25 protein-coding genes and 1 pseudogene are annotated in these 26,474 nt (G+C 51.1%); 12 read left to right on the top strand and 14 right to left on the bottom strand.

Going from position 1 to position 26,474, the window contains the following annotated elements; genetic code table 11:
* Positions 1 to 401: 401 nt before the first annotated feature.
* A pseudogene (locus HNQ57_RS03360) lies at positions 402 to 1,481 on the top strand (NADH:flavin oxidoreductase).
* Positions 1,482 to 1,659: 178 nt separating this feature from the next.
* Here HNQ57_RS03360 and HNQ57_RS03355 read toward each other — a convergent pair.
* From HNQ57_RS03355 to HNQ57_RS03345, 3 genes are read right to left on the bottom strand one after another with little or no spacing between them, the layout of a single operon-like run.
* Entirely contained in the window at positions 1,660 to 2,853 is a 1,194-nt protein-coding gene (locus HNQ57_RS03355; protein WP_184461217.1) for an acetyl-CoA C-acetyltransferase, read from the bottom strand.
* A 47-nt stretch (positions 2,854 to 2,900) separates the two neighbouring features.
* The gene (locus HNQ57_RS03350) at positions 2,901 to 3,557 is read right to left on the bottom strand and encodes a CoA transferase subunit B (protein ID WP_184461216.1); all 657 of its coding nucleotides are present in this window, start codon (positions 3,555 to 3,557) and stop codon (positions 2,901 to 2,903) included.
* A gap of 11 nt (positions 3,558 to 3,568) precedes the next feature.
* Complete coding sequence (locus tag HNQ57_RS03345) at positions 3,569 to 4,270, bottom strand: CoA transferase subunit A (protein WP_184461215.1); 702 nt, start codon at positions 4,268 to 4,270, stop codon at positions 3,569 to 3,571.
* 155 nt (positions 4,271 to 4,425) lie between these two features.
* On the opposite strand from HNQ57_RS03345, the gene HNQ57_RS03340 reads away from it, so the two are divergent.
* The 5 genes from HNQ57_RS03340 (at position 4,426) to HNQ57_RS03320 (ending at position 9,158) form a co-directional block, all read left to right on the top strand.
* Entirely contained in the window at positions 4,426 to 5,373 is a 948-nt protein-coding gene (locus tag HNQ57_RS03340) for a LysR family transcriptional regulator (RefSeq protein WP_338114509.1), read from the top strand.
* 388 nt (positions 5,374 to 5,761) lie between these two features.
* Positions 5,762 to 6,415 (top strand): CDP-alcohol phosphatidyltransferase family protein, encoded by a 654-nt coding sequence (locus HNQ57_RS03335; protein ID WP_184461214.1) that lies wholly within the window; start codon positions 5,762 to 5,764, stop codon positions 6,413 to 6,415.
* A 71-nt stretch (positions 6,416 to 6,486) separates the two neighbouring features.
* Complete coding sequence (locus HNQ57_RS03330) at positions 6,487 to 6,930, top strand: FAD synthase family protein (RefSeq protein ID WP_184461213.1); 444 nt, start codon at positions 6,487 to 6,489, stop codon at positions 6,928 to 6,930.
* Positions 6,931 to 7,078: 148 nt separating this feature from the next.
* On the top strand, positions 7,079 to 8,107 hold the full coding sequence (locus HNQ57_RS03325) for a zinc-binding alcohol dehydrogenase family protein (protein ID WP_184461212.1): 1,029 nt from the start codon (positions 7,079 to 7,081) through the stop codon (positions 8,105 to 8,107).
* 100 nt (positions 8,108 to 8,207) lie between these two features.
* Entirely contained in the window at positions 8,208 to 9,158 is a 951-nt protein-coding gene (locus tag HNQ57_RS03320; protein WP_184461211.1) for an AEC family transporter, read from the top strand.
* A 29-nt stretch (positions 9,159 to 9,187) separates the two neighbouring features.
* On the opposite strand, the gene purK is transcribed toward HNQ57_RS03320, so the two are convergent.
* Positions 9,188 to 10,261: a 5-(carboxyamino)imidazole ribonucleotide synthase gene (gene purK / locus HNQ57_RS03315; RefSeq protein ID WP_184461210.1), complete on the bottom strand. Its 1,074-nt coding sequence runs from the start codon at positions 10,259 to 10,261 to the stop codon at positions 9,188 to 9,190.
* The gene (gene purE, locus HNQ57_RS03310) at positions 10,261 to 10,752 is read right to left on the bottom strand and encodes a 5-(carboxyamino)imidazole ribonucleotide mutase (protein ID WP_184461209.1); all 492 of its coding nucleotides are present in this window, start codon (positions 10,750 to 10,752) and stop codon (positions 10,261 to 10,263) included. Before purE ends, purK begins: the two co-directional genes overlap by 1 nt.
* Before the next feature lie 346 nt (positions 10,753 to 11,098).
* Between purE and arsS the strand changes: the two genes are divergently transcribed.
* From arsS to HNQ57_RS03290, 4 genes are all read left to right on the top strand, one after another.
* On the top strand, positions 11,099 to 12,052 hold the full coding sequence (gene arsS, locus HNQ57_RS03305; protein ID WP_184461208.1) for an arsenosugar biosynthesis radical SAM (seleno)protein ArsS: 954 nt from the start codon (positions 11,099 to 11,101) through the stop codon (positions 12,050 to 12,052).
* A gap of 66 nt (positions 12,053 to 12,118) precedes the next feature.
* The gene (locus HNQ57_RS03300) at positions 12,119 to 12,559 is read left to right on the top strand and encodes a DUF2834 domain-containing protein (protein ID WP_184461207.1); all 441 of its coding nucleotides are present in this window, start codon (positions 12,119 to 12,121) and stop codon (positions 12,557 to 12,559) included.
* Positions 12,560 to 12,588: 29 nt separating this feature from the next.
* Positions 12,589 to 13,629, top strand: coding sequence for a methyltransferase domain-containing protein (locus tag HNQ57_RS03295; RefSeq protein WP_184461206.1), 1,041 nt, complete (start codon positions 12,589 to 12,591; stop codon positions 13,627 to 13,629).
* Positions 13,630 to 13,660: 31 nt separating this feature from the next.
* Positions 13,661 to 14,692 (top strand): NADP(H)-dependent aldo-keto reductase, encoded by a 1,032-nt coding sequence (locus HNQ57_RS03290; RefSeq protein WP_184461205.1) that lies wholly within the window; start codon positions 13,661 to 13,663, stop codon positions 14,690 to 14,692.
* 449 nt (positions 14,693 to 15,141) lie between these two features.
* Here the strand turns inward: HNQ57_RS03290 and sugE are convergent, their stop codons facing one another.
* The 5 genes from sugE to HNQ57_RS03265 all read right to left on the bottom strand — a co-directional run bounded on the left by sugE (position 15,142) and on the right by HNQ57_RS03265 (position 22,664).
* Positions 15,142 to 15,459, bottom strand: a complete 318-nt coding sequence (sugE, locus tag HNQ57_RS03285; protein ID WP_184461204.1) for a quaternary ammonium compound efflux SMR transporter SugE — start codon at positions 15,457 to 15,459, stop codon at positions 15,142 to 15,144.
* A gap of 289 nt (positions 15,460 to 15,748) precedes the next feature.
* Entirely contained in the window at positions 15,749 to 16,351 is a 603-nt protein-coding gene (locus tag HNQ57_RS03280) for a thiamine biosynthesis protein ThiC (protein WP_184461203.1), read from the bottom strand.
* Positions 16,352 to 16,392: 41 nt separating this feature from the next.
* The gene (locus HNQ57_RS03275; protein WP_184461202.1) at positions 16,393 to 17,583 is read right to left on the bottom strand and encodes a class I SAM-dependent rRNA methyltransferase; all 1,191 of its coding nucleotides are present in this window, start codon (positions 17,581 to 17,583) and stop codon (positions 16,393 to 16,395) included.
* A 76-nt stretch (positions 17,584 to 17,659) separates the two neighbouring features.
* On the bottom strand, positions 17,660 to 18,838 hold the full coding sequence (locus tag HNQ57_RS03270; protein WP_184461201.1) for a methyltransferase: 1,179 nt from the start codon (positions 18,836 to 18,838) through the stop codon (positions 17,660 to 17,662).
* Between the two features lie 58 nt (positions 18,839 to 18,896).
* A complete protein-coding gene (locus HNQ57_RS03265; RefSeq protein WP_184461200.1) occupies positions 18,897 to 22,664 on the bottom strand; it encodes a response regulator in 3,768 nt (1,255 codons plus the stop codon).
* Between the two features lie 183 nt (positions 22,665 to 22,847).
* Here HNQ57_RS03265 and HNQ57_RS03260 point away from each other — a divergent pair, with 183 nt between their 5' ends.
* Positions 22,848 to 23,297: a YaiI/YqxD family protein gene (locus HNQ57_RS03260; RefSeq protein ID WP_184461199.1), complete on the top strand. Its 450-nt coding sequence runs from the start codon at positions 22,848 to 22,850 to the stop codon at positions 23,295 to 23,297.
* A gap of 3 nt (positions 23,298 to 23,300) precedes the next feature.
* Positions 23,301 to 24,053 (top strand): molybdate ABC transporter substrate-binding protein, encoded by a 753-nt coding sequence (gene modA, locus HNQ57_RS03255; protein WP_184461198.1) that lies wholly within the window; start codon positions 23,301 to 23,303, stop codon positions 24,051 to 24,053.
* A gap of 13 nt (positions 24,054 to 24,066) precedes the next feature.
* Here the strand turns inward: modA and HNQ57_RS03250 are convergent, their stop codons facing one another.
* The 4 genes from HNQ57_RS03250 to minD all read right to left on the bottom strand — a co-directional run bounded on the left by HNQ57_RS03250 (position 24,067) and on the right by minD (position 26,443).
* Positions 24,067 to 24,681, bottom strand: coding sequence for a hypothetical protein (locus HNQ57_RS03250; protein ID WP_184461197.1), 615 nt, complete (start codon positions 24,679 to 24,681; stop codon positions 24,067 to 24,069).
* Between the two features lie 8 nt (positions 24,682 to 24,689).
* Positions 24,690 to 25,301, bottom strand: coding sequence for a hypothetical protein (locus tag HNQ57_RS03245; protein ID WP_184461196.1), 612 nt, complete (start codon positions 25,299 to 25,301; stop codon positions 24,690 to 24,692).
* Positions 25,302 to 25,379: 78 nt separating this feature from the next.
* Positions 25,380 to 25,631 carry a cell division topological specificity factor MinE gene (minE, locus tag HNQ57_RS03240; RefSeq protein WP_008252201.1) on the bottom strand — a complete coding sequence of 84 codons (252 nt, stop codon included), beginning with the start codon at positions 25,629 to 25,631 and terminating at the stop codon, positions 25,380 to 25,382.
* Positions 25,628 to 26,443, bottom strand: coding sequence for a septum site-determining protein MinD (gene minD, locus HNQ57_RS03235; protein WP_008252200.1), 816 nt, complete (start codon positions 26,441 to 26,443; stop codon positions 25,628 to 25,630). Before minD ends, minE begins: the two co-directional genes overlap by 4 nt.
* Positions 26,444 to 26,474: the final 31 nt, after the last annotated feature.

The following is a 26,474-nucleotide window of genomic DNA, read 5'->3' as shown; positions in this document are numbered from 1 at the left end:
GAGCGGCAGCCAAAGCGGTGCCAAGCCCAGGAGGATTGCCGCTAGAGAGAAGACGAGGGAAATTGATATTAATCGTCGGGCAAGTGTGTGATGGGTAAGCCATATCATTAACGCACTACTCTTTTCTCTTGAATTTTACCGTCGTGGGCGAAGTAGACTCGTTGTGGCGTAGAGCCGCAAGCTTTCATTCTCGACGTCTATAGGGCCTCCCTTGGCGGGATGACCTGCGTTATTTTGAGTATAGTGTGCGATAGCGCCTGAGGTAAATTTTTTGGCGGTGAGAATATCGCCCGCAGGCACGGTAAGTCGGTATGATGTGGTTTTTGGTGGCCGCGCATGCAGACGTCTGCTGACATGTATTTGAATAATGTGATTTTGCTTAAGTATTAGGAAGGAATTGAATGACAAAGGCGTTTGAAGCACTGAGTTTCCCCTGCGGTAAAGCGATGGCAAATAGGATGGTGTTGGCGCCGCTAACGAACACTCAAAGCGAGGCGGACGGTCGCCTAAGCAAGCATGAAATTCATTGGCTGGTAATGCGCGCCAAGGGAGGCTTCGGCTTAACAATGACGGCTGCTGCTCATGTTAATCCCTTGGGGCAGGGTTTTCCCGGCTAGCTTGGCATCTTTAGTGACGAGCATTTGCCGGGGCTGACGACATTGGCAGGAAAAATAAAGGCGCAGGGCAGTCTTGCCGTAGTGCAGCTTCATCACGCGGGGTTTCGTGCGCCCAGAGAGTTGATCGGTGATATGCCGGTGGCACCCTCACCGTCGGAGAAATTTGGCGCTAGAGGCCTGAGTCATGGTGAAGTGCAGAGCTTAATTGAAGACTTCATTCGCGGCGCAGAGCGCGCCAAGCAAGCGGGATTTGACGGCATCGAAATCCACGGGGCCCATAACTATGTTATTTGCCAATTTTTAAGTGCAGAGTTCAATCGCCGCACCGATGAATACGGCGGTTCTTTGAAGAATCGCAGCAAGGTGTTGTTCGACATTATTAGCGGTATCCGCAAGCGTTGTGGCGCGGAGTTTTTAATTGGGGTGCGGCTGTCACCCGAGCGTCACGGCATTCTTTTGGAAGAGGCGGTGGGTACGGCAAAGGCATTGTTTGCTGCGCAAGAAATCGACTTTCTCGACATCTCTGCGTGGAATGTTTTCAAAGAGCCCGTAGAAGCTGCCTTCCAGGGGCGTAGCTTGCTGTCGTATTTTTGCGAGCTCGATCGCGGCGAAATTCGGTTGGGGGCGGCAGGCAAGGTATATAGCCCTGAAGATGTTTACTACTGCTTTGAGCAGGGCTTGGATTTTGCGTTACTTGGGCGGGCGGCCATGCTGCATCATAACTATCCGCATTTACTCCGCGATAATGCGAGCTTTATGCCCAAGCGCACGCCGGTGAGCCGTGAGCATTTATTGGCAGAAGGCTTGAGCGAACAATTCCTCGAATACATTGCCAGTATGTGGCCTGATTTTATTTCGGGGTAATTAAGTAGCGACAGCATTCAATATGGCGCGATGTTAACTGCTGCCGGTATTTTAGACGTAAATCACCATGCCATAGCGGCAAGGGTGATTTACGTTTTCTGCGTAGTGTAGCCCTTCTTTTCACCTGAGCTTTGGGCTCAGAGTAAACGGGAAGTGCTTACTTACGCCAAATTGTAATTTAGCGTTCAATCGCGATGGCTACGCCTTGGCCGCCACCAATACACAGTGTCGCCAAGCCTTTCTTGGCGTCTCGGCGTTTCATTTCATGGAGCAGGGTAACCAGAACTCTTGCTCCAGAAGCGCCAATCGGGTGACCTAGCGCGATTGCGCCGCCATTAACATTAATAATGCTGGTATCCCATCCTAGTTCGCAGTTTACCCCCAAGGATTGTGCTGAGAAGGCTTCGTTGGACTCCACGAGGTCCAGCTCGCTAATAGCCCAGCCCGCTTTGGCGAGGCATTTTTTTGATGCGGGCACGGGGCCAGTGCCCATAATCGCAGGATCGACACCAGCGCTTGCATAACCAGCAATAGTTGCGAGGGGGCTTAGTCCGAGTTCCTGCGCTTTTTGCTCGCTCATGATCAGTAGCGCCGCAGCGCCATCATTTAGGCCTGAGGCATTGCCGGCGGTAACGCTACCGTCTTTTTCAAATGCTGGACGCAGCTTGCTTAGCGATTCAGCGGTGGTGCCTTTGCGCGGAAATTCATCCGCAGTAAAGCGGATAGGGTCGCCGCGGCGCTGGGGAATTTCGACGGCCACAATCTCGTCGTCAAATTTATTATTGGCGATTGCCTGTTGCGCTTTTTCTTGGGAGGCGGCAGCAAACTGATCTTGTTGGTCGCGGCTAATATCGTATTTTTTAGCGACATTTTCGGCGGTAACGCCCATGTGATAATCGTTGAAAGCGTCCCACAAACCGTCTTCGATCATGCTGTCTTTCAAAACCCAGTTGCCCATTTTTTGGCCGTCGCGGGATTTAGGCAAGACATGTGGCGATAGGCTCATATTTTCTTGGCCACCGGCAATCACGATATCGGCGTCGCCGCAGAGAATCGCTTGCGCGGCAAGGTGCACGGCTTTTAAACCACTGCCGCAAACCTTATTGATTGTCATCGCTGGGCAGGTTTCTGGAAGGCCAGCGGCAATAACGGCTTGCCGAGCAGGATTCTGGCCCGCACCGGCAGTAAGCACTTGACCTAAAATCACTTCGTCAATCTGCTCGGCACTAATACCGGAGCGGCTAAGCAGCGCTTTTATTACCGTGGCACCGAGGACATGGGCGGGGACGGCCGACAGTGCCCCATTGAAATTACCTATTGCCGTGCGAGCTGCGTCAACAATGACGACTTTACGTTCTGGGGCTGCAATCATATTGCTTCTCCGGTGTTGAGTGATTAATGATGGTAATGTGATCCGGCTTAAAATGTCATCTCAGGTACAACGTCTGGTACAACGAGTTCACCCTCTGTGAGTCTGATAATATCGTCGACACTAACGCCGGGCGCACGTTCTTTTAGCCAAAATTTATTGTCGGCAATTTCGATATACGCTAAGTCCGTGACCACTTTTTTTATGCAGCCGGCGCCGGTGAGAGGGAGGCTGCATTTGGTTAACAGCTTAGATTCGCCATGCTTGCTGGCGTGAGTCATGGTGACGATAATATTGTCGGCGCCGGCGACGAGGTCCATCGCGCCACCCATGCCCTTGATCAGCTTGCCTGGAATCATCCAACTGGCGATGTTGCCTGCAACATCTACCTCGAACGCGCCCAATACGGTTAAATCCACATGGCCGCCCCGAATCATGGCAAAGGATTCCGCTGACGAGAAAATCGATGCGCCTTTGGCTGCGGTGACGGTTTGTTTGCCCGCATTAATCATATCGGCGTCGATTTCATCTTCTGTTGGAAAGGGGCCCATGCCCAGTAAGCCATTTTCCGACTGCAGCATCACTTCAATGCCTTTGGGTACGTAGTTCGCAACCAAGGTTGGGATGCCAATGCCTAAATTTACGTAATACCCGTCTTGTAATTCACGTGCCACACGTTGCGCCAGTTGTTCGCGAGTTAATGCCATGATGATTCTCCTTATGCGCTGCGTACGGTGCGTTGTTCAATGCGTTTTTCGAAGCTGCCTAGAATGAGGCGGTCTACATATATCCCTGGAGTGTGGATGTGGGCAGGGTCTAGCGCGCCTAATTCGACGATCTCTTCAACTTCTACAACGGTAATTTTGCCTGCGGTAGCGGCCATTGGGTTGAAGTTTTGCGCAGTGTGGCGAAAAACTAAGTTTCCATAGCAATCTGCTTTCCACGCTTTGACGATGGCAAAGTCGCCAGTAATGGCCTCTTCAAGGATATAGTTGCGACCATTAAATTCGCGAACTTCTTTGCCTTCGCCAATGGGTGTGCCATAGCCGGTAGCGGTGTAAAAGGCGGGAATGCCAGCACCACCGGCCCGCATTTTCTCGGCCAGTGTACCTTGGGGGGTTAGCTCAACTTCGAGCTCGCCCGCCAATAGCTGTTGCTCAAAAAGTTTGTTCTCGCCCACGTATGACGACACCATTTTTTTGATTTGCTTGTCTTCCAGCAGTATGCCCAAGCCAAACCCATCCACACCACAGTTGTTAGAGACAATCGTGAGGTCGCGGCAGCCTTTACGCTTGATCTCGCTTATAAGGTTTTCTGGAATGCCACAAAGGCCAAAACCGCCAGCGATGATGGTCATGCCATCTTCTAGGCCAGCCATCGCCTCACTATAACTACCCACTATTTTATTAAAACCAGCCATTGCCGCGCGCTCCTAGATAAAGGCTGGGTTCCTGAGCTCAGCGCTCGTGAAACCAGCATTCTGATGAAGGGCGTACGCCCACTACCTTGCTAACAATGGCGTGCTTCTATATATTTATCAAATGGATATATTTTATAGATTAATAGATTTATTGAATAAATAGGCAAAAGGTCATCACCATTAACGTCACCTTAAAGCAGCTTCGGGCCTTCGTAGCAGTAGTGCAGTCACGCAGCTTTGCTGAAGCAGCCGTTGTTCTGCATCTGTCACAACCAGCCTTGAGCAGCGCAATACAAGTGCTGGAGTCCACAGTTGGGGGGCTGCTGCTGGTTCGTACCACGCGCACCTTCGCCTTAACACCTGAAGGCGAGAGCTTTTACCCCGTGGCGCTGCGCCTGCTTGCCGATTGGGATGGCGCCTTGAATGATCTGCATAAACGTTTCGCACTTCGGGAAGGAAAGATCAGCATTGCCGCTATGCCGTCTTTTGCGAGTAATCAGTTACCCATTGCCATTCGCAACTTCAAAAACAATTACCCCGAGGTCCAAATAACCCTAAATGATGTTATTGCTGAAGAGGTTGTGGCCATGGTTCGCAGCGGGCGAGTGGAGCTAGGCATCAGTTTTGACCCAGGCGACGGCAAGCGCCTAGGTAATGAAGACCTAATCTTTACACCGCTGTTTGATGACTGTTTTGTAGCGGTGCTTCCCCCCGAGCACGCTTTGCTAAAACAGACCCAGCTGAGTGCCGAAGAATTGCTTGAATTTGACTTTATCAGCCTGCAAGCGCCGTCTGTTGTTCGCAAAGTGATATTCAGAGAGTGTGCCAGCCAAGGGCTTTCGATTTTACCCGCGTATGAAACCCATCAATTGGCCACTATTGGCCGGATGGTCGCCAACGGTCTTGGGGTGAGCGTGGTGCCGTCACTTTGCCAAAAGCAGATGCATGAACTTGGCGCACATTGTCGACCATTGTTAAAACCTATTATCCGCCAGCAAGTCGGACTGATTACCCATCGTAATTACCCTTTGTCGGTTGCCTGCCAAGCTATGGCTAATATCCTTCAGGAAAGCTTTGCTGAAGGTGTCGCAAGCGCTTATTAGTTTTCCGTCATGGCTTTTATTGGCGGGGCGGGGGATTTCTAACAATTGATGTTAGTTGCCATTAAGGGGCGGCCGATAGCCATTGATAAAGGCCGCTCAGCGGCTCACTTATCGCTACTCTTCCTTATACACCGCGATTAGTTAGGCTATGTGTGGTATATTGCTGCTCTTGTTGTTCTTTCTGCGTTTTTTCAGCGTGGCATCAATCGCGCGATTTCTATCACCGTCACCTCAATACTGGGCTCTGCGGTTCTCAAGATTTAGATTTTCCATCTACACCCTGTAAAGCTACATCCTATGTTGCCCGCACATTCTAGCGCTATGCTGGCGAATCTTTCTATCTTCTTGATATCAGTAATGATCATCAAGCGCCACTTATTGGAGTGTTATGACTACGGGCAATACTGAATTTAAAGAGCAGCAACCCAGCATACTTTCTTTTGTAAAAGACCTGCCGAATATCTGTTCATTGGCGGGATTGGCCTGCACCGTTCTTGCCATTTACTTCAGCATATTAGGTGTTTTCTACGCGGCAATGATCGGCATGATCTGGGCTGTAGCCTTTGATTGGGCCGACGGTTTGGTGGCGCGACGAATGAAAGGGCGCACGGGCAGTGACCGCATTTTTGGTGGTCAGCTCGATTTGCTAATCGATATTGTGAGCTATGGCGTTACGCCAGCGGTACTGCTGTTGAGTTTCGGCGGCTTTGCGCCAATCTTTCTGGTTGGTGCTTTTGTTATGCTCGCCGCGAGCGCGATACGGCTGAGTTATTTCAGCACGTTTGGGCTGTCTGGTGAGGCGAAATACACCGGGCTGGCCCTCGATAACAACAATATTATTCTGGTATTTATATTTTTGTTTGAAAGTTTTTTAAGTCAGGGCGTTTTCTCTGTTGTGCTTTACATCAGCGGTGTCGGGCTTGCAGCGCTTAATGTGTCTCAGATTAAGACACCTAAACTTTCGGGTGATCCGGCGAATGTTTATCGCCTAGCGGTGTATACGCTGGCAATTACCGCCATTTATGGCTGGAAACTCTTGTAGTCGAAAAACGCAAAACGAAATTGAGCAGAACAGCAGAAAACACTAATGTAATCGAGGAGTAAAATAGGGTAATGGTTGTATACACTGTAGGTACATTTGATTTGTTGCACGTAGGGCATCTTGCTTTGCTAGAGTACTGTAAAACCTTGGGTGACGTGGTGGCGGTGGGTGTTGCCTCTGATCGCGTGGTGAACTCCTATAAACCGAATACACCGGTAATTCCCCTCGACCAACGACTGGAAATGTTAAAAGCCCTGCGTTGCGTTGATATTGTGCAGCCTTACCACGAGCTAGAGTATGTTTCTGGCTGCAAAGCGGTAGAGGCCGATATTTTTGTGGTGGGTGAAGACTGGGGAAAAAAGCGCCACAACCTTGAAGTAGAGGCTTACTTGAAAAGCCAGGGAAAACAAATTATTCAGGTGCTTTACAATCCGCGTACTTCGTCCAGCAGAATAAAAAAGCACACCATCGCGCAAACAGATAATAGTCGTTACATTGAACAACATGTCGCCTAGCTAAGGCAGCTCGCTATCGCGTGTGATGTGAGGTCGTATTGCGCATCGCCGACGAGCATTCGATAATGTCCCTTGTGTAATACCGACTATCTTGAATAGCGCAAGGTCGGCACCGTTTGGCAATGACTCATCACTTGGACACCCCCCCATGAAAGCAATTGGCTACAAAAAATCACTGCCCATTAACGACGCTGCGTCATTAATCGACATCGAGCTTCCTCAGCCTATTGCCACTGGGCGTGATTTGTTGGTGAAGGTTAAGGCTATTGCTGTTAACCCCGTTGATTCTAAAATTCGTCAAAAGGCGGTAAACGCCGACGGCAGCTTTAAAGTGATTGGCTGGGACGCCGCGGGTGAGGTGGTTGCAGTTGGTGGCGCGGTAAGTAAATTTAAACCAGGCGATGTAGTTTACTACGCAGGCGATCTCACCCGCCCAGGCAGTAATGCGGAGTACCAGTTAGTCGATGAGCGCATTGTGGGCAGAAAGCCCAAGTCCTTGTCATTCGCTGAAGCGGCGGCTTTGCCGCTAACCACCATCACCGCGTGGGAGCTGCTTTTTGAGCATCTTGCGATAAAGCAGCAGGCCGCGAATTCGACAGAAAAATCTGACGAAGTGATTTTGGTGGTCGGCGCAGCCGGCGGCGTAGGCTCTATCTTGATTCAGATTGCCAAGGCAATTACGGGCGCCACCATCATCGCCACAGCCTCACGTGACAGCTCCCGTGCGTGGGTTGCAGCGCTGGGTGCTCATCACGTTATCGATCATAGTAAGCCGATGTTGCCGCAAATAGAGACGCTGGGGATTAAGCCGGTCACCCATATTGCCAGCCTAAACGGTACCGGCAGCTACTTCGACAGCTACCCAGAGATGCTGGCGACCTTTGGCAAAATCGCGATGATTGACGATCCGGCGATGCCATTAGATGTCATGAAGTTGAAAACCAGAAGTCAGTCCCTGCATATTGAGTTTATGTTTGCTCGGGCTATGTACCAGGCTGCCGATATGGGCGAGCAGGGTAAGCTGCTAACGCAAGTGGCAGACCTTGTCGATCAGGCGTATATCAAAACGACTAGCGGTAAAAACCTTGGTACTATCAATGCCGATAATCTCAAGGCGGCCCATGCCGAATTGGAGTCAGCTACGGCGATTGGCAAGATAGTCTTAGAAGGCTTCTAGCCCAGTAGTCCCGAACCATTGATGTGCGAAATATTTGAGCTGCGGGTTGCGTAAAGCCCGTTACTCAGCGGCACATTAATAATGCTAAAGAGCGCTTCAGATGCAGGCTTTTTTACACTCACTGTCCTTTTCATTTTCCATTACCGGGCCGATTTTTGTGGTCTTGGCCTTGGGCGCTTACCTCAACCGAATCCAGCTGATTAACGACAATTTTGTCGAAATAGGCACCAAGCTCGTTTTTAATATCACCTTGCCGGCGTTGCTATTTTTGAGTATCAGCCAAACCAGCATTGGCGAATCGGCGAATGTGTCGCTGGTGGTCTTCGGTTTAATTGCCACTTTGTTGGTGTATTTCTTACTGGAGTTGATGGCGCGATTCCTAGTGGCTACGCGGGAAGATCGTGGCGTGGTGGTGCAGGGTGGGTTTCGCTCGAACTTGGCGATTATCGGGCTGGCCTATTGCATGAATGCCTATGGCGACAGTGGTTTGATCACGGCCTCTTTATATTTGGGCTTGGTGACGATTTTATACAATATTTTGGCGGTCATTACCCTGAGTCGCTCATTGAATCGCGACGGCGGTCTGGCTGCGACGTTTCGGGGGATTGTGCGCAACCCACTCATTGTCAGTATTGTTGCGGCCCTGCTTTTTGCCGGACTAGATTGGCGTCTGCCGGCTTTGATTCAGCACAGCGGTGAGTACTTTGCGCAACTTACCCTGCCATTGGCGCTGCTGTGCACCGGCGCGAGCTTAAACTTTAAAGCTTTGCGGGCAGACTACCGGGGTGCGCTTATTAGCACCGTGTGTAAATTGTTACTGGTACCTCTGCTGCTCATTGCTGCCGGTATTGGGCTGGGTTTTCGGGGTGTTGAGCTGGGGGTGTTGGCATTGATGTCGTCGGCGCCAACGGCGGCAGCGAGTTATGTGATGGTCCGGGCTATGGGCGGTAATGCGACTTTGGCGGCCAATATTATTGTATTGACGACGCTGGGTTCGCTGGTCACGACCAGCTTAATTATGTTCTTGTTGCGCGGTTTTGCGTTGGTCTAGCTCGTGCGGGAGTGCTAGCGAACGCGCTGTTAGGCGCGTTCTAATTCTTGCTTTACCCAGGCAAACACTTGGTCGTAATTTTGCGGCAGCAAGGTGTGCAGTTCGCTTAATGCCGTTTGCACAACACTTTTCTGTGGGTGGTTAAGGTTGATATGGCCGAGCTTACGCCCCGGACGCACGTCTTTCCCATACCAGTAGCACTGAGTGGCAGGGATTTTTAGCCAGCCAATATTGCGCTCAACGCCAATCACATTAATCATCACGCTTTGGCCGCGGACGTCTGGCGCCTTAAGTGGCAGACCACTTACCGCGCGTAAATGCATTTCAAATTGGCTGACGCAGGCGCCAGCTTGAGTCCAGTGGCCACTGTTGTGAACCCGTGGTGCGAGTTCATTGACCATTAATGCGTCGCCAACCCTGAAACATTCCATGGCCATCACGCCGACATAGCCGGTGCTGTCCATGATTTTGCCGAGCATCGCTTCTGCTTGCGATTGCAGGTGAGCGACTCGGCTTAAGGGCGAAATCGACGCCATTAATATGCCGTTAACGTGCAAATTCAGCGTGAGCGGATAAAAGACTTTATTGCCGTCTTTGTCTCTAGCGCCAACGAGGGATAGCTCTTCATCAAAGGGGATTTTTTGTTCGGCTATGCCGGTGCCCAACCAGTCGGCGGGGATCGCGCCGCCATCATCTTTATGCAGCCAATGTTGGCCCTTGCCGTCATAACCACCTTCGCGGCGCTTGAGCAATACATGGGCGCCAAGCTCGGCGTGCATCTCCTGGGCGGTGCTGTCGGTGTTCACTACACGCCATGGCGCGGTGCTAATCGCCAAATCATCGAGCATGGATTTTTGGTGAAAACGATCCGCGATGCGGCCAAAGATATCAGCATTAATAAAGCCGGCTTGGCTGCTCAGGTGGCGAGTCACCGGGGTGTCTGGCCACTGCTCGCGCTCGACGGTAACGATGTCGTCAGCGGCAATGTTAGGTAAGTGCTCACTATCAGGCTCCACAGGCTCAACATTGAGCGCTAACGGATAAGCGGCCTGTTTTAGCATGGCGCCTAATTGGCCGGCGCCGAGTACCCATACCGTTGGCATTAGACTTCCCTCGGGTCCGGATTGTCGAGTACATCCTGAGTCTGTTTGGCGCGAAAAGCCTCGAGCTTGGTGGCTAGGGCTGCGTCATTCAGTGCAAGAATCTGGCAAGCCAATAGGCCGGCGTTAAAGGCGCCCGCGCTGCCAATAGCCAGGGTGCCCACGGCAATCCCTTTTGGCATTTGGGCAATAGAAAGCAAGCTGTCGACACCGCTAAGCGCACGACTTTGCACTGGCACACCCAATACTGGTAGCCGAGTTTTGGCGGCAACCATGCCGGGCAGATGCGCTGCGCCGCCGGCACCTGCGATAATGACCTCGAAGCCGCGTGAAATCGCCTGATCGGCAAATTCCATCAGTTTATCGGGGGTGCGGTGGGCAGATACCACTTCGACGTGGTGCTCAACGCCGAGTTCGCTCATGATCTCGGTGGCCGGGCGCATGGTCTCCCAGTCACTTTTTGACCCCATGATCAGGGCAACTTTTGCGGTCATTGCTTGGTTCTCTTCGCGTGAAAGCCGCGTATTATACGGGAATTATCGCCAGAGACCGAATCTGTGTGCAAATCGTGGTGAAAGTCGATTTATTACATGGCTAGGAGCTGATTTTATTTCCCGAATATTGCTCTAAGTAATTGTATTCATGACGTAAATTGAGAATCGCTGCTTGCCCTACAAAACACGCAAGGGATGAGTGCAATAGGGCTATTTTTGTACCTTCGTACCAATATAGCTTAAGGTCTGCTTTACTCTTGGCCACGTAGAACCCGCAGCGAGCGAATTTGTAACAAATGACCGCTGAGCGAGCCTAATAAATCCAGCACCTAAATATAGGGCCACTATGCACGATACCTTGGCATTATTGGAAGTGACCGACTTCCCCGCAATATCCCGAAAGCCCCTCGACACCTTGCAGGTGAATCTCGGCTATAAATGCAATCAGCGCTGCCTGCACTGTCATGTAAATGCGGGCCCAACGCGCACCGAAATGATGGCTGCGGATAGCATTGCGCTGATCCCCGAGGTGTTAAAAGCCCGGAAAATTAAAACCCTGGACTTGACTGGCGGTGCGCCTGAGCTGCACGAACAGTTTCGGGAGTTGGTGTCTGCGGCGACGGCGCTGGGCGTAAAGGTGATTGATCGCTGTAATCTCACTATATTATTTGAACCCGGCCAAGAGGGCTTGGCGGAATTTTTAGCAGAAAACCGCGTTGAGGTGGTCGCCTCTCTGCCGTGTTATTCCCTTGAGAACGTAGATGCCCAGCGTGGTGAGGGCGTGTTCGACAAGAGTATTGCAGGTTTGCAGCTGCTTAATTCATTGGGTTACGGCAAGGCTGGCTCCGGCTTAAGCTTAAATTTGGTTTACAACCCGCAGGGGCCGTCGCTGCCGCCAAATCAACAAGCGCTGGAAGCGGATTATCGTAGAGAGCTGATGGCGCACTTTAATATTGAATTTAATCAACTGTTTGCGCTCGCAAATATGCCCATAAAACGCTTTGGCTCAACCTTGATTTCCAAGGGCCAATTTCAGCCGTATATGAAATTACTGAAAAGCAGTTTTAGTGAACAAAACTTAGAATCTGTAATGTGCCGTAATTTAGTCAGTGTGGATTGGTTGGGTAATTTATACGACTGCGATTTTAATCAGCAACTTGGTATTTCGCTGCCGTCGGAAAAAGTGCGTCATTTGCGCGATCTACTCGTCGCCGATTTACACGACCACGACATAGCTATTGCCGATCATTGTTATGGGTGTACGGCTGGTCAGGGCAGTAGCTGCGGTGGCGCCTTGTAGTGCTAAATACACTGCACAGCAAATGTAGTTTAATAAGTGTTTTTAAAAAAATAATAAGGAGCAAGCATGGAATTAAAGTCTAGAGTATTGGTGGCAGTGTATTTACTAACGGCATTTCTGGCGCTACTGATGAGCTGGGCTCATTTGCCCGCGTATTTTGGCAGTGGTTTTGCGGATGCGAATATCCAGTTTTGGAATGACGCACTGTTTAATGCGAACCCCGCCGGCAAGTTTTTAGCAGTAGATGTTTTGTTTCTCGCGTTTGCCTGCAATGTGTGGATGTTTATCGAAGCGCGGCGTATCGGCGTTAAATATGTGTATGTCTATGTTATTGCTGGGATCGTTATTGCGATTAGCGTTGCATTTCCTTTGTTCATGGCCGCCAGAGAATTGCGGCTGGTTGCGACGGATAAGCACTTTACCGGCTATAAAATTAAGACGGTAGATGTAATTACCTTGGTGGCGTTATTTTTAATCGGTGTATTCGCCGCGTTCGCGATACTGTAACGGTTTTGTTTGTTTAATTGGGAGACGTCATGCACGACCTCGTACAAGATTATTACGGCAAACAACTGCAAAGCTCGGCAGATTTAAAAACCACTGCCTGCTGTGATTTCACTGCGATGCCGGAGTGGCTAAAGCCACTGCTGAGCAATATTCATGGCGAGGTGCTGTCGCGCTACTACGGATGCGGCTTGGTCTGTCCGCCGCTATTAGAAGGCTGTCGGGTACTGGATTTGGGCAGCGGCAGCGGTCGCGACGTCTATGCCCTGGCGCAAATGGTCGGTGCAAGTGGTGAAGTCGTCGGGGTTGATATGACCGACGAACAGCTCGCGATTGCCGAGGAGTATAAAGACTACCATGCAGAAAAATTTGGCTTTAATAATGTACGGTTTTTAAAAGGCTATATTGAAAAGTTAGATGAGCTGGATTTGGAGGCCGGTAGTTTTGACGTAGTGGTGTCTAATTGTGTAATTAATTTATCGCCAGACAAAGATGCGGTGCTGCGTAGCGTCAAGCGCCTACTAAAGCCCGGCGGCGAGTTTTATTTCTCCGATGTTTATGCTGATCGCCGTATACCTGAAACGGTCAAAAACGACCCCGTTTTGTATGGCGAGTGTTTGGGCGGCGCGCTGTATTGGAACGATTTTATTCAGCTCGCTAAGCGACAGGGTTTCGCTGATTCTCGCTTGGTTGAAGATCGACCTCTGGAGATTACCGATCCGGTACTTGCTGAGCGCTGCGGAAACATAAAGTTTTTTTCGGCAACCTACCGCTTGTTTAATTTAGATGCTTTAGAGAGTGATTGTGAGGACTACGGCCAAGCGGTCATTTACCGAGGCAGTATAAAAAATAGCCCGCACCGTTTTGTATTGGATAAGCACCACGATATTCAGGCCGGAAAAATATTCCCCGTCTGTGGTAATACCTGGCGTATGTTGCACGACAGTCGCTTTGCCGAACATTTTGATTTTATCGGCGATTTCAACAAACACTTTGGCATTTTTGAGGGCTGCGGGGTGGGGCTGCCCTTTGACAGCACTCAGTTTGGCGCCGATGGTGCGCCCTGTTGTTAACATTTAATGTAAATAGCTGATTGGAGGATAAATGGATTATCGTGAATTAGGGCGTACCGGCATTAAGGTCAGCGAAATCTGCTTAGGCACGATGACCTGGGGGCAACAAAATACCCAGGACGACGCCTTTGAACAAATGGATTACGCGGTGTCGCAGGGCGTTAATTTTTTTGATACCGCAGAGATGTATCCAGTGCCGCCCATTCCCGAAACCCAGGGGCGCACCGAGCAATATATTGGCGAGTGGTTTCGACAAACCGGCAAGCGCAAAGATATCATTCTGGCGAGCAAGGCCTCTGGTCCCGGTCATGCCCATATTCGCAATGCTAAGCCGCTGGATCGCGCTGCAATATTGTCGGCCTTCGAAGGCAACCTAGCGCGTCTGCAAACCGATTATATCGACTTATACCAAATTCACTGGCCAAATCGCGACACCAATTTTTTTGGCAAATTGGGTTATGAGCACAGCAGTGACGGCGACGATGACGAGATCCACGTTATTTTACAGGCCCTTGACGAGTTAGTGGCCAGCGGTCAGGTGCGGGCGGTCGGCATTAGCAATGAAACGCCTTGGGGCGTAATGAGCTATTTACGCCTTGCTGAGCAATATAATTTGCCGCGCGTTGCCAGTATTCAGAACCCCTATAGTTTATTGAACAGAAGCTTTGAAATTGGCTTGGCCGAAATGGCCATTCGCGAGCACGTAGGCCTTTTGGCGTACTCGCCCCTTGGCTTCGGCATGTTGAGCGGCAAATACCGTCATGGTGCGCGCCCGGCAGATGGCCGCATTACCTTATTCGAGCGCTTTAAGCGTTACAGTAACCCTCAGGCGGAAGCAGCTACTGAAGCGTATTTGCAATTGGCAGAAGAGGCCGGCTTAGCACCAGCGCAAATGGCCTTGGCATTTATAAATCAACAGCGTTTTGTGACCAGTAATATTATTGGCGCCACGACAATGGCGCAGCTCAAGGAAAATATCGCCAGCGCTGACATACGGTTAACTGATGAGGTGTTCTCGGGAATTTCGAAAATTCATCAGCGCTACTCTAATCCGGCACCTTGAGCAGTAGGTTTGAATTGGCGGGAAAATTAAAAATACTTAGGTGGTTTTCAGCGCACTTCATTAGCAGCTTATATTGCTTTTGTAGTGTCAAGGAGGACGGACTGTGTCAGGTCGAAATCTTAGCCCGTGATGTTTTTTTTGCTTAAGTGCAATCGGCCGAAATCAGAACTCTTTGAGTCGCAGCCGTTTACATTGTCTCGGTCGCGGCCTTTGGTGCCTAGCAGGAATGAAAATACCAATCGGTTATTTAGAGGCTATCTGCCAAAAGGCAAAGGTCGATCAGTTCACTCACAGTTAAAACTAAGCTCTATTTTTAGGCTGTTCAACGCATGTCCGAGCAAAAAAATGTACTACGATACACCAGCTGATCGATTTAACGTATGTGTTGCGCCTATCCGTTGAATCAATCGGTATAGGCGGGCGGTAAAAATCCTGACTGCTTTCATATATTAGACGTGCGCCAACTTTAGGCCGACAATACCAATAAAAATAAAGCTAAGACTAAGGATTTTTAGTGTATCAGTGGGCTCATTGAACAACATAATCCCTAGTATTGCCGTCCCGATAGCGCCAATGCCTACCCATACCGCGTAGGCTGTGCCAACAGGTAAGGTTTTCATTGCTATGCCTAGCAAAAAAACGCTCGCAACTAACGCTAGTATAGTTCCTGTTGTTGGCCAAAATTTAGTAAAGCTCTCGGTATACTTCAGCCCAATTGCCCAGCCAACCTCAAGCAGTCCTGCCACGAAAAGAATAAACCAGTTCATAACCACCTCTCAATTATAGGGGTCGTCCCCTGGGACTTGAGAGGTGAGGTCGTCCTCACTTCGGGATGCCTAGCGCCGTGCTAATGGACAACCGAAGCAAAGCGTAGGTTGTTCCGTGGCGGCCGCGTCTTTTGTGGCTGGAATGAATTGAATACCTTGTTAGACGGAATATCAAACATATGTCTTCTAATACGGTCGTGCGACCATTGCCAGTCGTTCCAGTATGAGAAATTAGCTCAACGCCTTTTTACGCATATGTGCATTTGCGTTACAGACTTTTCTTGAGAACCTATTGGTCTTCGCGCACAACACTCGTCAAGCAGAGCGCAAGAAGCAAGGTCGCGAGGACGCCCGATCCTCCAGCGACAGCGGAGGATAGAAACGCGTCACGCCCAAACACGATCATAATCGTATTAGCGAACATGGCAACAACGCCAACCAGCGCAGTTAAGCCTCCCAGTGCCTTAGCTCCGCCGGTCAGCTTTGCAATTCCGAAAACGAGTGCAGCAAGGCCGAGCAAGAGCTTTGCTGCGTAATAGATCATAAAGGACAAGGCTACGACTGCCCCGGCCAATGGGCCAAGTGCCTCGAGTTGACTGGAGGCCTCACGAAATGGCCCGAACATAGTGAGCCCAATACTAACTTGCACTACGTTGAGTACTGCACTGAACGCAATGGCAGACCATCCCACCTGATAGTTTTTGGCCTGCACCATCGCGGCTCCGGCAAAAGCTGTAAGAATGGTGAAGAGAAAGCCCTCCAGCCCCCATAGTAGTTGCCGTGGAACGTTTACCTCGGCTATGTGGAGAATGGTATAAAGTGCCTGGGTCACTGCTAGCGCCAACAGTAAATACGATGTGATTTGAGCAGTTCGTATTTTAGTAAATTCCATGGTTGCATCCTTTGTCTTTGTATTTATTGCACTTGGCAGCATTACACCCGCGAAATACGGCTCAACACCGCTTTTAAATATCGCGTTTCTGGAATGGCAGAGTGAACCGGATGATCCATACCCTGCATGCCTTCGGCAAGAATTTGCGCGTGGCGGTCAATGTGTCTTGCCGAGGCACGCACTAAATCCAGTAGCTCTTCTCTTGGCATATGCATGGAGCATGAGCCGGAAATTAGGAAGCCGCCGTCGTTGAGTAGGCGCATAGCCATTTCATTGATGCGGCGATAGGCGAGCATGCCTTCTTTCTGATCTTTTTTACGTTTAATAAAGGCCGGTGGGTCGACGATGATCACGTCAAAGCGTTCGTCTGCTTCCTTTAGTGATTTCAGGGTAGTGAAGGCGTCACCTTGCACGGTGCTGAGTTTGTCGGCCACGCCATTGAGTTCGGCGTTTTTGTGCACCATATCCAGTGCGCTTTCTGAGATGTCTGCGCACCACACATCGTCGGCGCCAAACACGGCGGCCTGCACACCAAAGCTACCGACATAGCTAAATACGTCTAATACCCGTTTGCCGGGCGCAATATTGCGCAGCCATTCGCGGTTGGGGCGCTGGTCGTAAAACCAACCGGTTTTTTGTCCGGCAGCGAGCGGTGCTAAAAAGCGTACGCCGTTTTCAATCAGCTCGACTTCGTCGGGTACTTCACCGTAGGCGGTTACTACTTCTAATGGCAGGCCTTCGAGCTTGCGAACGGCGGCATCATTGCGCAGTAATATGGAAACGGGTTGCAGCATTCTGACCAGCGCTTCAATAACGATATCGCGCATGGCATCCATACCGGCAGTATTGAGCTGCACACAGAGATGGTCGCCAAAGCGGTCGACCACGAGACCGGGTAGCAAATCGCTTTCACCATAGATGAGGCGATAGCAAGGCTGGTCAAATAACTGCTCGCGTAGAGCCAGTGCCGACTTAATACGTTTTTTGAGGGTGTTGAGGTCAACCGGGCGCTCGTCGTTGGTCATCATGCGCGCGCAGATTAATGACTGTGGATTGACGTAGGCGACGCCCATAACCTTGCCCTGTTGATTCTCAACGATGACTTGCTCACCGGCGGCAAAATTGCGCAGCGGCGTTGCGTTGGTGTCGACTTCGTTGCTGTAAATCCACAAATGGCCGCTGCGCAGACGTTTGTCTTCATTTTTGGCTAGGCGTAGGCGTTGGAGGCTCATAGTGTTTTCCTGGGCAGGGCGATGAATTCGGGGGGCATTATCGTCGATATCGGATGCGAGGTGAAACTTTTCGGGTTTACTGGCGCTTCTTGGCCTGAATCAGCAGGTTGCGCGGGCTGAGTGTGGGGCTACAAAACGCATTAAGAGTGCACTGATAGGCGTGCTCTTCTAAAAATAGCAGGCTGTCGAGTACGCAGCGCAGCTCAAGAGCGCGGCGAAACGCCATGCGGAGTAAGTCGACGGCTTCGGCGCGGTGCAGTTGCTGCCAGCCAGCCTGCTCGAAATCGGCTAAACCGCTGGGAAGCGCATGGCGTATGTTTTTATGGTCGAGCTGAACTTGAACAAACTCGGCAAAGCTGCGTTTACTCCAGTGCTGCGGCAGGCTGGGCAGGTTGGTGGTTTTGTCCGCGCCAAGTAAGGGGAGGAGTTCGCGTAGCCCTAAATGCCAGGCTTGCAGGGTTCTACGCGCGGAAGTTTCACCTTGGCGAGCGGTATTGGTTTGCCGCACCGCAGTGCGTAGATCACTGCTGGAAATATGCAGTGCGGAGTTTTTGAGCTGCTGCGACAAGGTCGTGTAGCTGCCATTGAAGCGGTGGTAGCAGCAGGGCGCTAAGCTGATCTGGGGGCTGTTGTGCGCTACCGCAATGCGGAGTAAACGTTGGTGTAAGCCCCCGCAGGCGTGAAGGGCAACAAGGTGCTGTGTTGGTGTTAGTTGCTGGTGGACGTCGTCGGTCAAAACGTCACAGCGAATGATTTGGCGCAGCGGCAAATCGCCTTTGGCGCGGGCATTGCCTGCGGCAACCAAGTGCGGGTCTATTTCCAATGCGGTGACGGGCAGCTGGTAGTGCTGGCTAATGGCCTCGCCTAAATAGCCCTTGCCGGCACACCATTCAAGAACGGGGCGGTGCATATTGGCTTGCGCGGCAATAAAGGCATTGATTTGCTGCCATTTGCGTCCGGGTATGCCTTTTGGCGGTTCCTGCGGACTTAGTTGTGGCCCTGCGGGCGTGATGTTGATGAGCTCGGCAAGTTCGGTGGCAGGTTCAAAATACGGGCGTAAGGCGGTGAGCAAGCGTTGATCGTCACCTTGTAAATCGTGTATGTCGGCGTGGCTGAGGCTGTGTAAATAGTCGCGTAGAGTATTGTGATTGTCGAGGTGTGTTGCTGCCGCGCCGGCGTAGACATTAAATCGCCACCACTGCTGGTGGCGCAATAGTAAGGAATCGAGGCGTGAAGCGCGGAGGGCGAAGTCCATAAAATTCCGTTGAGAAATATGGCTATTATAGCGGTCTACGCCGACTTCGCACTTATCTTTAGCTCACGGGATGAGGGCGCTTAATGGGCTTTAAGTCGGTGTCTTGATCTTGTAGGTAAGCACTGAAGCACGCTTTTAAAGCCTGGCACTCGGCGACAAAGCGGTCTTGTAATTCCTGCTGTTGCTCTGCGCTACTATGTTGATCGGCATGTTCGAGTGCTGAGGCACTGAGTTGTAAGCGGCGACCATGCAACTGTCCGGCGCTGCCTTTTATTGCGTGAGCAATGTCCTTTATTTGAGCGCTGTCTTCATATTGAACCGCTTGGGCAAAGTCGCTTAATTGGGTGTCGAGTTGGCTAATGAACATTTCCAGCAGTTTGCGTAGGGTGTCTTTGCGGCCCATGGCGCTTTCTAATGCCTTGGCGGCTATCCAGACTTCCGGCCCATTGCTTGGCTCTCCCTCTTGGGGGAAGGGCTGAGCTGTTGCTGACTCGGCAGTGGCGGACGTTTGAGGTGAGCTGTTTAGCCACTGCGTGAGTTTTTCGCGCAGGTCAGCGGCTTCCATGGGCTTGCTGAGATAGTCGTTCATACCGGCGTTAATACATTTCTCCTTGTCGCCACTCATGGCGTTAGCCGTTAGTGCAATGATGGGAATTTCTCGATAGCTGTCGCCTGCGCCGCCATTGCGAATCCGACGGCTCACAACATAGCCGTCCATTTTGGGCATTTGGCAGTCCATCAGAATTAACGAATAGGGGCTTCGACTGTCGTTATTACACAGCATTTGCAGAGCCATAATTCCGTCGTTAGCAATGTCTACCGAGATACCAAGTTCGTCGAGCATGCAACGACTAACCTCTTGGTTGATGGGGTTGTCTTCGGCGAGTAATATTTTGTGCCCAATAAATGCTGGCGCACTGTGGCTAATTGCTGAACTGGGCGATGTGGTGTCTTGCTTAGTCAACATGGGTGGCTGATGCTGTAATTTGTCACGATTTGTTAATAACAGGGCGGCAATCAGATCGTTGCTAGGCAGCGGCTTTAAATACCGAGCATTGATGTATTGCTCATCAAGGGGCTGGGCTGATTTTCTAAAGTTGGTGCCAAGAGCTGCAATGGCAGCGTTTTGAAATGCAGGGTGTTGGCGCAGCTGCGTCAACACCGCATTGGCGTTGCCGTTGGCAGCTTGCTCATCGAGTAGCACAAGGTCGCAGCGCTGTAATGGTGTCGAGTCTATTGTTAGTGAGTTGATTGCGGTTTGCGCATTGTCGCCCTCAATAACGGTGGCGCCCCAGTATTCTAATTGGCGGCGGCAGCTGTGTCTAAAACTGACGTTGCCGTCGATAATAGCGACGCAGCGGCCGTTGAGTTCAGGGGCCGGCTCGGGCAAGGTGCTACTTGGCGTTAGTTGCACAGTGAAGCTAAAGGTGCTGCCTTCATTGAGGTTACTGGTGGCCAGAATATTGCCCCCCATTAGCTCACAAAGCTTGCTACAGATAGAAAGGCCTAAACCTGAACCGCCGTATTTTCGAGTGGTGCTGCTGTCTATTTGTGAGAATGGCGAAAATAATTTGCCGAGGTCTTCCTCTGCAACACCAATACCGCTATCGATAATGGCGCAGCTTAAGGTTAGGCCATGGCTTTCTTGACGCAGGCTGGCGCGTAAAATCACCGAGCCGTGCTCGGTAAATTTAATGGCGTTGGCCAGTAGGTTAGTCACAATTTGACGAAGTCTGGAGGGGTCGCCAACGACACTGCCCAGCGGAACTTTGCTGAGATCAACCACTAATTCTAAGCCCTTGTCGTGGGCATAATGAGCAAGGCTCTCCGCAAACTCGTCGAGGGCTTGGCGCAAATCAAACTCAATCGTTTCTAGCTGCAGTTTTCCCGCGTCAACTTTGGAAAAGTCCAAGATGTCATCAATTAAACTCAATAATGAGCGCGCGCTACTTTTCGCAATATGGACTTTGTGGTCTTGATCTTGATTTAGCGGGGTGCTTTCTAGCAAATTGAGCATACCTAGCACGCCGTTCATGGGGGTGCGGATCTCGTGGCTCATGACCGCCAAAAACTCACTCTTGGCTCGCACGGCAGCCTCGGCTTGCTCTTTGGCCGAAATTAACTCGTCCCGTGCTTTGCGGCGACTGTCAATGTCCTGTACTGAGCCGTATAACCGGATACACCTTTTGTTACTGAACTCAGCTTGTCCGGTAATATGTACCCACGTTTCGCGGCCGGTTGCAGTGATCACTTTTAGCTCGTCACTGAACGGAATGCCTTTTTTGATCGCCTCTTTTACAGAAATTCTGAAGCGGCTAAGGTCTTGCGCGCTGCTTGCAAAGTTGTGTATTTGCGCGGCAACGGGAATGAAATTGTCGTCGGCGCGGAAAATTTTACGGGTCATTTTTGACCAGTAGAGTTTGTTGCTGGTGATCATGAATTCCCAGGCACCGACCCTCGCCTGGGAGCCCATTGAACGCATCAACGATTCTTGGCGCTGAACAATATCGCTGGCTTTTTTCTGGGCCGAGATGTCTTCGATAATCGACCAGACAAAGGATTGACCACTATTGTCTTGAATCAACACGCCATTTAAGAGGACGGGAAATTTACTGCCATCTTTGCGAATATAGTCGCGCTCGTAGGGACCGTAGCGGCCCGTTTTTTGTAAGGAACGCAGCTGATGCTGTTCGACTTCCTCGGCGCTGCTCGCGGTGATTTGCCAGTAATTTAGCGCGTCAAAGTCTTCTCTTGAGTAGCCGGTGCTATTCAACAAGGCGTTGTTAACCTGTAAAAACTTGCCGGTATTAAAATCACTTAAGGCAATACCGATGGGCGCCATATCGAATAGGCTGTGCAGCAATAAATTATGGCGCTGACGGCGACTTAGTAAGCGACCTACGGTCATAAATAAAGCGTAGATACAGGCGCCCGCTAAACTGAGTAAAATTCGCAGGCCGGTGGCGTTGTCGGCCTTGTGCGGCCAGCCATTTTTCGGCACGCCAGCCAGTTCCCAGGCTTCATTAGAAGGCAGCGAAATAGCCGTAATAACCGGCCGCGCCGCTGAGGTGAACGCGGCGGAGCTGCCTAAGAACGGCGTGGTGTCGGTGTCGGTTTGGGGGCTTGTTTTGCGAATAGCGATGTTAATGGGCAAATCGGTAGCGTAGAGGCCGATCGCGGTGTAGAGCTGGTTTAAATCAATGACCGCCGAAATGGTTCCCCAAAGCTCGTCCGACTCGGCGCCCGCTTTCGGCACAAAAACGGGAATGCGCGCGACAATACCTTGGCCACCCTGAATTAAGGTGAATGGCCCAGACAGAACGACCTCGCCGCTTTCTCTGGCGCGCAACAGGTCGCTAAGCTGATCAGGACGATCTCTGAAATCGAAATTGAGTGTTTTTTCGTTGCCGGTCAAGGGGTAGACGAACTTGATTTTAAGGTCTTGGGTGGCGGTAATGTTTTTCAGCTGGACACTGCCATCGAACAGCGGTGCCGCAAAAAAAGCGAAATCGGTTTCGTTCAGATTGGGATTGGCCCGCACGGCTGAAATCATGCCCTTTGAGGTTTGTAAATTCGCTCGAACTAGCCCCTCTAGTTTACTCGCCGTCAAGTTGAGCTGGTTTTGCATATTATTGCGGAACAACCATTTGTAATTTTTGTTGTTCAGATAATCAATGTAAAAGCCGCCGGCCAGCAGTGCGGCCGCTGAAATTAATAAGGCGCCACGCTGCAGCCATTTAAGCCTGGCGAATTGGCGACGATGGAATTGATCCACTGCGCTAGATTTAGTGTCGCGCTGATGGTCATTAGCGGGCGTAGGTGGCATGGACTGGGTCTCTTCGGCCTTTGGTAGTGCCTAGACAGGACGTAATAATAAGCTTCATCATAGATTGTTAGCGGCCAGCGCAATATTCGTACTTCCCCTAGGTCTTATCTTGTCGAATAGCGCGGTGTTCTTTGTTGGGCATTCGTTTGATAATAGCGACTCTATAGTCGTGGGGTGGCGGTAATGACAGTGTGGGTAGACGCGGACGCGTGTCCGGTAGTGATTCGAGATATGTTATTCCGTGCCGCAGAACGCACCGGGGTGGCTCTGACCTTGATCGCTAATCAAGCTATACGGGTACCTGCAGCGGCGAATATCACCGCGGTGCAGGTGAGCAGCGGGTTTGATGTCGCCGACAATGAAATTGTACGTCGGGCTGAGTCCGGTGATTTAGTAATTACCAGCGATATACCCCTTGCCGCTGAAGTGATCGAAAAAGGCGCGCTAGCACTTACTCCGCGCGGCGAACTGTTTGATAAAGACAATATTCGCGCCAAGCTGAATATGCGTGACTTTATGGATACCATGCGCTCGTCGGGTGTTCACAGCGGTGGCGCGGCCCCCTTTTCTCAGCAAGACAAACAGACGTTTGCCAATCAATTAGATCGCTACTTAAGCCGGTTGCGGAGTTAAATTATGCGGCGTGCATTGCTGGTTCTTGCTGTTCTGTTATCGTTTTGCGGCGGTTTGCAGGCCGATACTGTGCGGGTGGCGCTGGCCTCTAACTTTGCGGGGCCAATGCGGGAGATCGCCCGCTTATTTGAGCTAGAAAGTGGCCACCACGTCGAAATGGCCGTGTCTTCGTCGGGTAAAATTTACGCGCAAATAAGCCACGGCGCGCCGTTTGATGTGTTTCTGTCGGCTGACCAAAGTAAACCTGCGGCACTGGTGGCTAAGGGTTTGGCGGTGGCGGACTCGCAGTTTAGTTATGCGCTTGGTCGTTTGGTGCTGTGGTCGATCAATCCAGAGTTAATTGATAATAGTCCGAATATTCTCAACAGCGGAAACTTCCGAATGCTGGCCATCGCCAACCCGCTGCTGGCACCTTACGGTGAGGCAGCGGTTGAGGTTTTACAGCGGCTTGCTTGCTATGAGCGGCTAGGATCTAAAATGGTGAAAGGCGAAAATATTGCCCAGACGTTTCAGTTTGTAGCAACCGGTAGCGCCGATTTGGGGCTAGTCGCCTTGTCGCAGCTGCGCGATTCAGGATTGAGTGATGTGGGTTCGCAGTGGCCGGTGCCCGCCGCCATGCATAGCCCAATCCGCCAAGACGCCGTGTTGTTGAAATCTGCGGCAGAAAAACCCGCGGCCGTGGCCTTGATGCGTTTTATACAAAGTGAGCAAATCCGCCAACTTATTGTTGAGTCGGGCTATTTATTGGCAGACTAGCTCGGTCGGCGGACTAGCTGCGCAGTGGCTCAATGAAACAGCCAAACTCCTTGTCTAACTCCACACTAAAGCGGTAACGATTTTCCAAGGCTTTTACGGTAAAGCGTTTAAACTGCGGCTGCGCGCTAATGGCACTAATGTCCTGGCTGCTCGTGAGCGGGATGCTTAAATTAGTGTCTAACAGCGCGTTGTACTTACTAATTTTGATGTTCCCGGCGCGCAGTGCTTCGTTAAAACAGTCGAGTGCGTGAACGAGTTCGACTGGGTCGCCTTCGCTTAAGGTGTCGAGCAGCTGACCGCGATACTTAAGCCGTCTCGCGTCTTGGCTCTGGCATTGCAAGGTGCTGGTCGCCCGTTTTTCCTTGGATGGTGTGCAGCTAACAACGCGGTAATATTGGAAATGTTCATCTTCTTCGTGCGCTGCTAATGCCAAGTGCCAAATGGCGCCGGGCCCGGACGTGCATTTTTCTACTGGTTGTTTAACCGCGTCGGCTCCGTAGGTATTGAGCAGGTGCGCGATGGCACTCGTTAACAAGGTTTCGGTGTAAATATCGCTGTCTTCGCAAGACGAGGCGCTAGCCAATGCGGGCAGGCAAAAGAGTATTAGGCAGGCAAAATAGACGCGCATAGTAAAGCTCAGTTGGACAAGTCGTTGCTTGGGGCGGCGTTGACTCGTAAAAAACGACGACGAAAGAATACTAATATTATCAAGAACAGGCAGCCAATCCCAACGGCGACTGGAAATAAGAGCGTGGCGAGTGAATAACTGGCCAGCGCTAAAACGACCAGGGCATTGCGCAGGGCGAACAAACCGAAAAATGTCAGACTTTCGGCGTAGGGCTGGCGGTATGCCTTGCGCAGGGTTGGGCCAAAGCCGAGGAGGTCGACAGTAGTGAGCACGATGACCGCAAATACTGGGTCAGCGCTAACATACCAAATTGGCAGCGAGGACAGCGCGGCGCAAAAAAATAGCCAGTCGCTGCGGGTGATTTTGGTATCGCCGCGCCGTTGATACGCAAGCAGTGCAATATAAAGAGTGATGGTGCCAGACACGCCGATGGGCCAAGCGCCACTGCCGCCCTCGGCATCGAGCTGGGCAAAAAATACGATAATGGTGGTGATGCCCCAGATCACCCACGAGAACACATGGGCGTGGACTGTGCCGCGATGGATGCCGCGAATATAGGGCGCAAAGCCAATAAACGTCAAGGCAATAGCGGTTAAGCTGAGATAGTCTTTAAGATGCATAAGAATGGCTAGGGCTGAGAATCCGTTCCCATTGGCGGGGGCTCCCCGCCAATGGTGCCTAGAATAATGCGGTGCTATTTAGCGATCGGGCAGCACAATATTCAATTCTAATACCGAGCAGTTACCGTTGTTGTCGAGCTGAACTTCGACCTGATCCTGGTCTACGTCGACGTATTTGCGAATCACATCGAGTAGCTCCTGCTGTAATTTGGGCAGGTAATCTGGCTGGCTGCGCTGATTGCGCTCGTGGGCGACAATAATTTGCAGGCGTTCTTTGGCGATCGACGCCGTCGCTTTTTTACTATTGCGGAAGTAGTCGAATATGCTCATGCGCTCCTCCGAAACAGTCGCTGAAAGAGGCCTTTTTGTTCAACGCTCATAAAGCGGTGTTCTACTTCTTCGCCTAAAATTCGCGCTACGGCGTCGGAGTAGGCTTGGCCCGCGGGGCTTTCAGTGTCGTGAATTACCGGTATGCCTTGGTTAGACGCTTTGAGTACGGTTTCTGACTCTGGGATAACGCCCAGTAACTTGGTCGCCAGAATTTCTTCTACGTCTTTAACGCCGAGCATCTCGCCTTTTTCCACGCGCTCGGGGTTGTAGCGCGTTAGCAGTAAGCATTCTTCGACGCGCTCACCTTGCTCGGCGCGGCGCGACTTACTTTGCAGTATGCCCAAAATACGGTCTGAGTCACGTACTGAAGACACTTCGGGGTTGGCGACAACAATGGCCATATCGGCGAAGTACATAGCCATAAACGCGCCATGTTCTATACCCGCAGGGGAGTCGCAAATAATATATTCAAAACCGTCATCCGCCAGCTCTTTTAGCACCCGCTCAACACCGTCAATCGTTAGTGCGTCTTTGTCGCGGGTTTGCGAGGCGGGCAGAATATAGAGATTCTCGGCGCGTTTGTCTTTAATCAGGGCTTGGCGCAGCTTGGCCTCGCCATTGATGACATTGACAAAATCGTACACCACGCGGCGCTCACAATTCATAATAATGTCGAGATTGCGCAGGCCAATATCAAAATCGATAACGGCGGTTTTATGGCCGCGCATGGCAATGCCGCTGCTGATCGCAGCGCTGGTCGTGGTTTTACCCACGCCGCCTTTTCCTGAGGTAACTACTATTATCTTAGCCAAGGGTCTAATCCTTTTTAGGGCATGATGAGTG

The sequence above is a fragment of the Zhongshania antarctica genome, from assembly GCF_014202945.1.
GTDB classification, from domain to species: domain Bacteria; phylum Pseudomonadota; class Gammaproteobacteria; order Pseudomonadales; family Spongiibacteraceae; genus Spongiibacter; species Spongiibacter antarcticus.
The sequence above is the reverse complement of the archived record's forward strand: the minus strand, read 5'-3'. Positions and strand labels throughout refer to the sequence as shown.

Bases quoted from the DNA above. Each gene is read 5' to 3' on its own strand.
- HNQ57_RS03355 (WP_184461217.1), bottom strand. From the start codon at position 2,853: ATGATTGCAGCCCCAGAACGTAAAGTCGTCATTGTTGACGCAGCTCGC.
- HNQ57_RS03350 (WP_184461216.1), bottom strand. From the start codon at position 3,557: ATGGCATTAACTCGCGAACAACTGGCGCAACGTGTGGCACGTGAATTA.
- HNQ57_RS03345 (WP_184461215.1), bottom strand. From the start codon at position 4,270: ATGGCTGGTTTTAATAAAATAGTGGGTAGTTATAGTGAGGCGATGGCT.
- HNQ57_RS03335 (WP_184461214.1), top strand. From the start codon at position 5,762: ATGACTACGGGCAATACTGAATTTAAAGAGCAGCAACCCAGCATACTT.
- HNQ57_RS03330 (WP_184461213.1), top strand. From the start codon at position 6,487: ATGGTTGTATACACTGTAGGTACATTTGATTTGTTGCACGTAGGGCAT.
- HNQ57_RS03325 (WP_184461212.1), top strand. From the start codon at position 7,079: ATGAAAGCAATTGGCTACAAAAAATCACTGCCCATTAACGACGCTGCG.
- HNQ57_RS03320 (WP_184461211.1), top strand. From the start codon at position 8,208: ATGCAGGCTTTTTTACACTCACTGTCCTTTTCATTTTCCATTACCGGG.
- purK (WP_184461210.1), bottom strand. From the start codon at position 10,261: ATGCCAACGGTATGGGTACTCGGCGCCGGCCAATTAGGCGCCATGCTA.
- purE (WP_184461209.1), bottom strand. From the start codon at position 10,752: ATGACCGCAAAAGTTGCCCTGATCATGGGGTCAAAAAGTGACTGGGAG.
- arsS (WP_184461208.1), top strand. From the start codon at position 11,099: ATGCACGATACCTTGGCATTATTGGAAGTGACCGACTTCCCCGCAATA.
- HNQ57_RS03300 (WP_184461207.1), top strand. From the start codon at position 12,119: ATGGAATTAAAGTCTAGAGTATTGGTGGCAGTGTATTTACTAACGGCA.
- HNQ57_RS03295 (WP_184461206.1), top strand. From the start codon at position 12,589: ATGCACGACCTCGTACAAGATTATTACGGCAAACAACTGCAAAGCTCG.
- HNQ57_RS03290 (WP_184461205.1), top strand. From the start codon at position 13,661: ATGGATTATCGTGAATTAGGGCGTACCGGCATTAAGGTCAGCGAAATC.
- sugE (WP_184461204.1), bottom strand. From the start codon at position 15,459: ATGAACTGGTTTATTCTTTTCGTGGCAGGACTGCTTGAGGTTGGCTGG.
- HNQ57_RS03280 (WP_184461203.1), bottom strand. From the start codon at position 16,351: ATGGAATTTACTAAAATACGAACTGCTCAAATCACATCGTATTTACTG.
- HNQ57_RS03275 (WP_184461202.1), bottom strand. From the start codon at position 17,583: ATGAGCCTCCAACGCCTACGCCTAGCCAAAAATGAAGACAAACGTCTG.
- HNQ57_RS03270 (WP_184461201.1), bottom strand. From the start codon at position 18,838: ATGGACTTCGCCCTCCGCGCTTCACGCCTCGATTCCTTACTATTGCGC.
- HNQ57_RS03265 (WP_184461200.1), bottom strand. From the start codon at position 22,664: ATGCCACCTACGCCCGCTAATGACCATCAGCGCGACACTAAATCTAGC.
- HNQ57_RS03260 (WP_184461199.1), top strand. From the start codon at position 22,848: ATGACAGTGTGGGTAGACGCGGACGCGTGTCCGGTAGTGATTCGAGAT.
- modA (WP_184461198.1), top strand. From the start codon at position 23,301: ATGCGGCGTGCATTGCTGGTTCTTGCTGTTCTGTTATCGTTTTGCGGC.
- HNQ57_RS03250 (WP_184461197.1), bottom strand. From the start codon at position 24,681: ATGCGCGTCTATTTTGCCTGCCTAATACTCTTTTGCCTGCCCGCATTG.
- HNQ57_RS03245 (WP_184461196.1), bottom strand. From the start codon at position 25,301: ATGCATCTTAAAGACTATCTCAGCTTAACCGCTATTGCCTTGACGTTT.
- minE (WP_008252201.1), bottom strand. From the start codon at position 25,631: ATGAGCATATTCGACTACTTCCGCAATAGTAAAAAAGCGACGGCGTCG.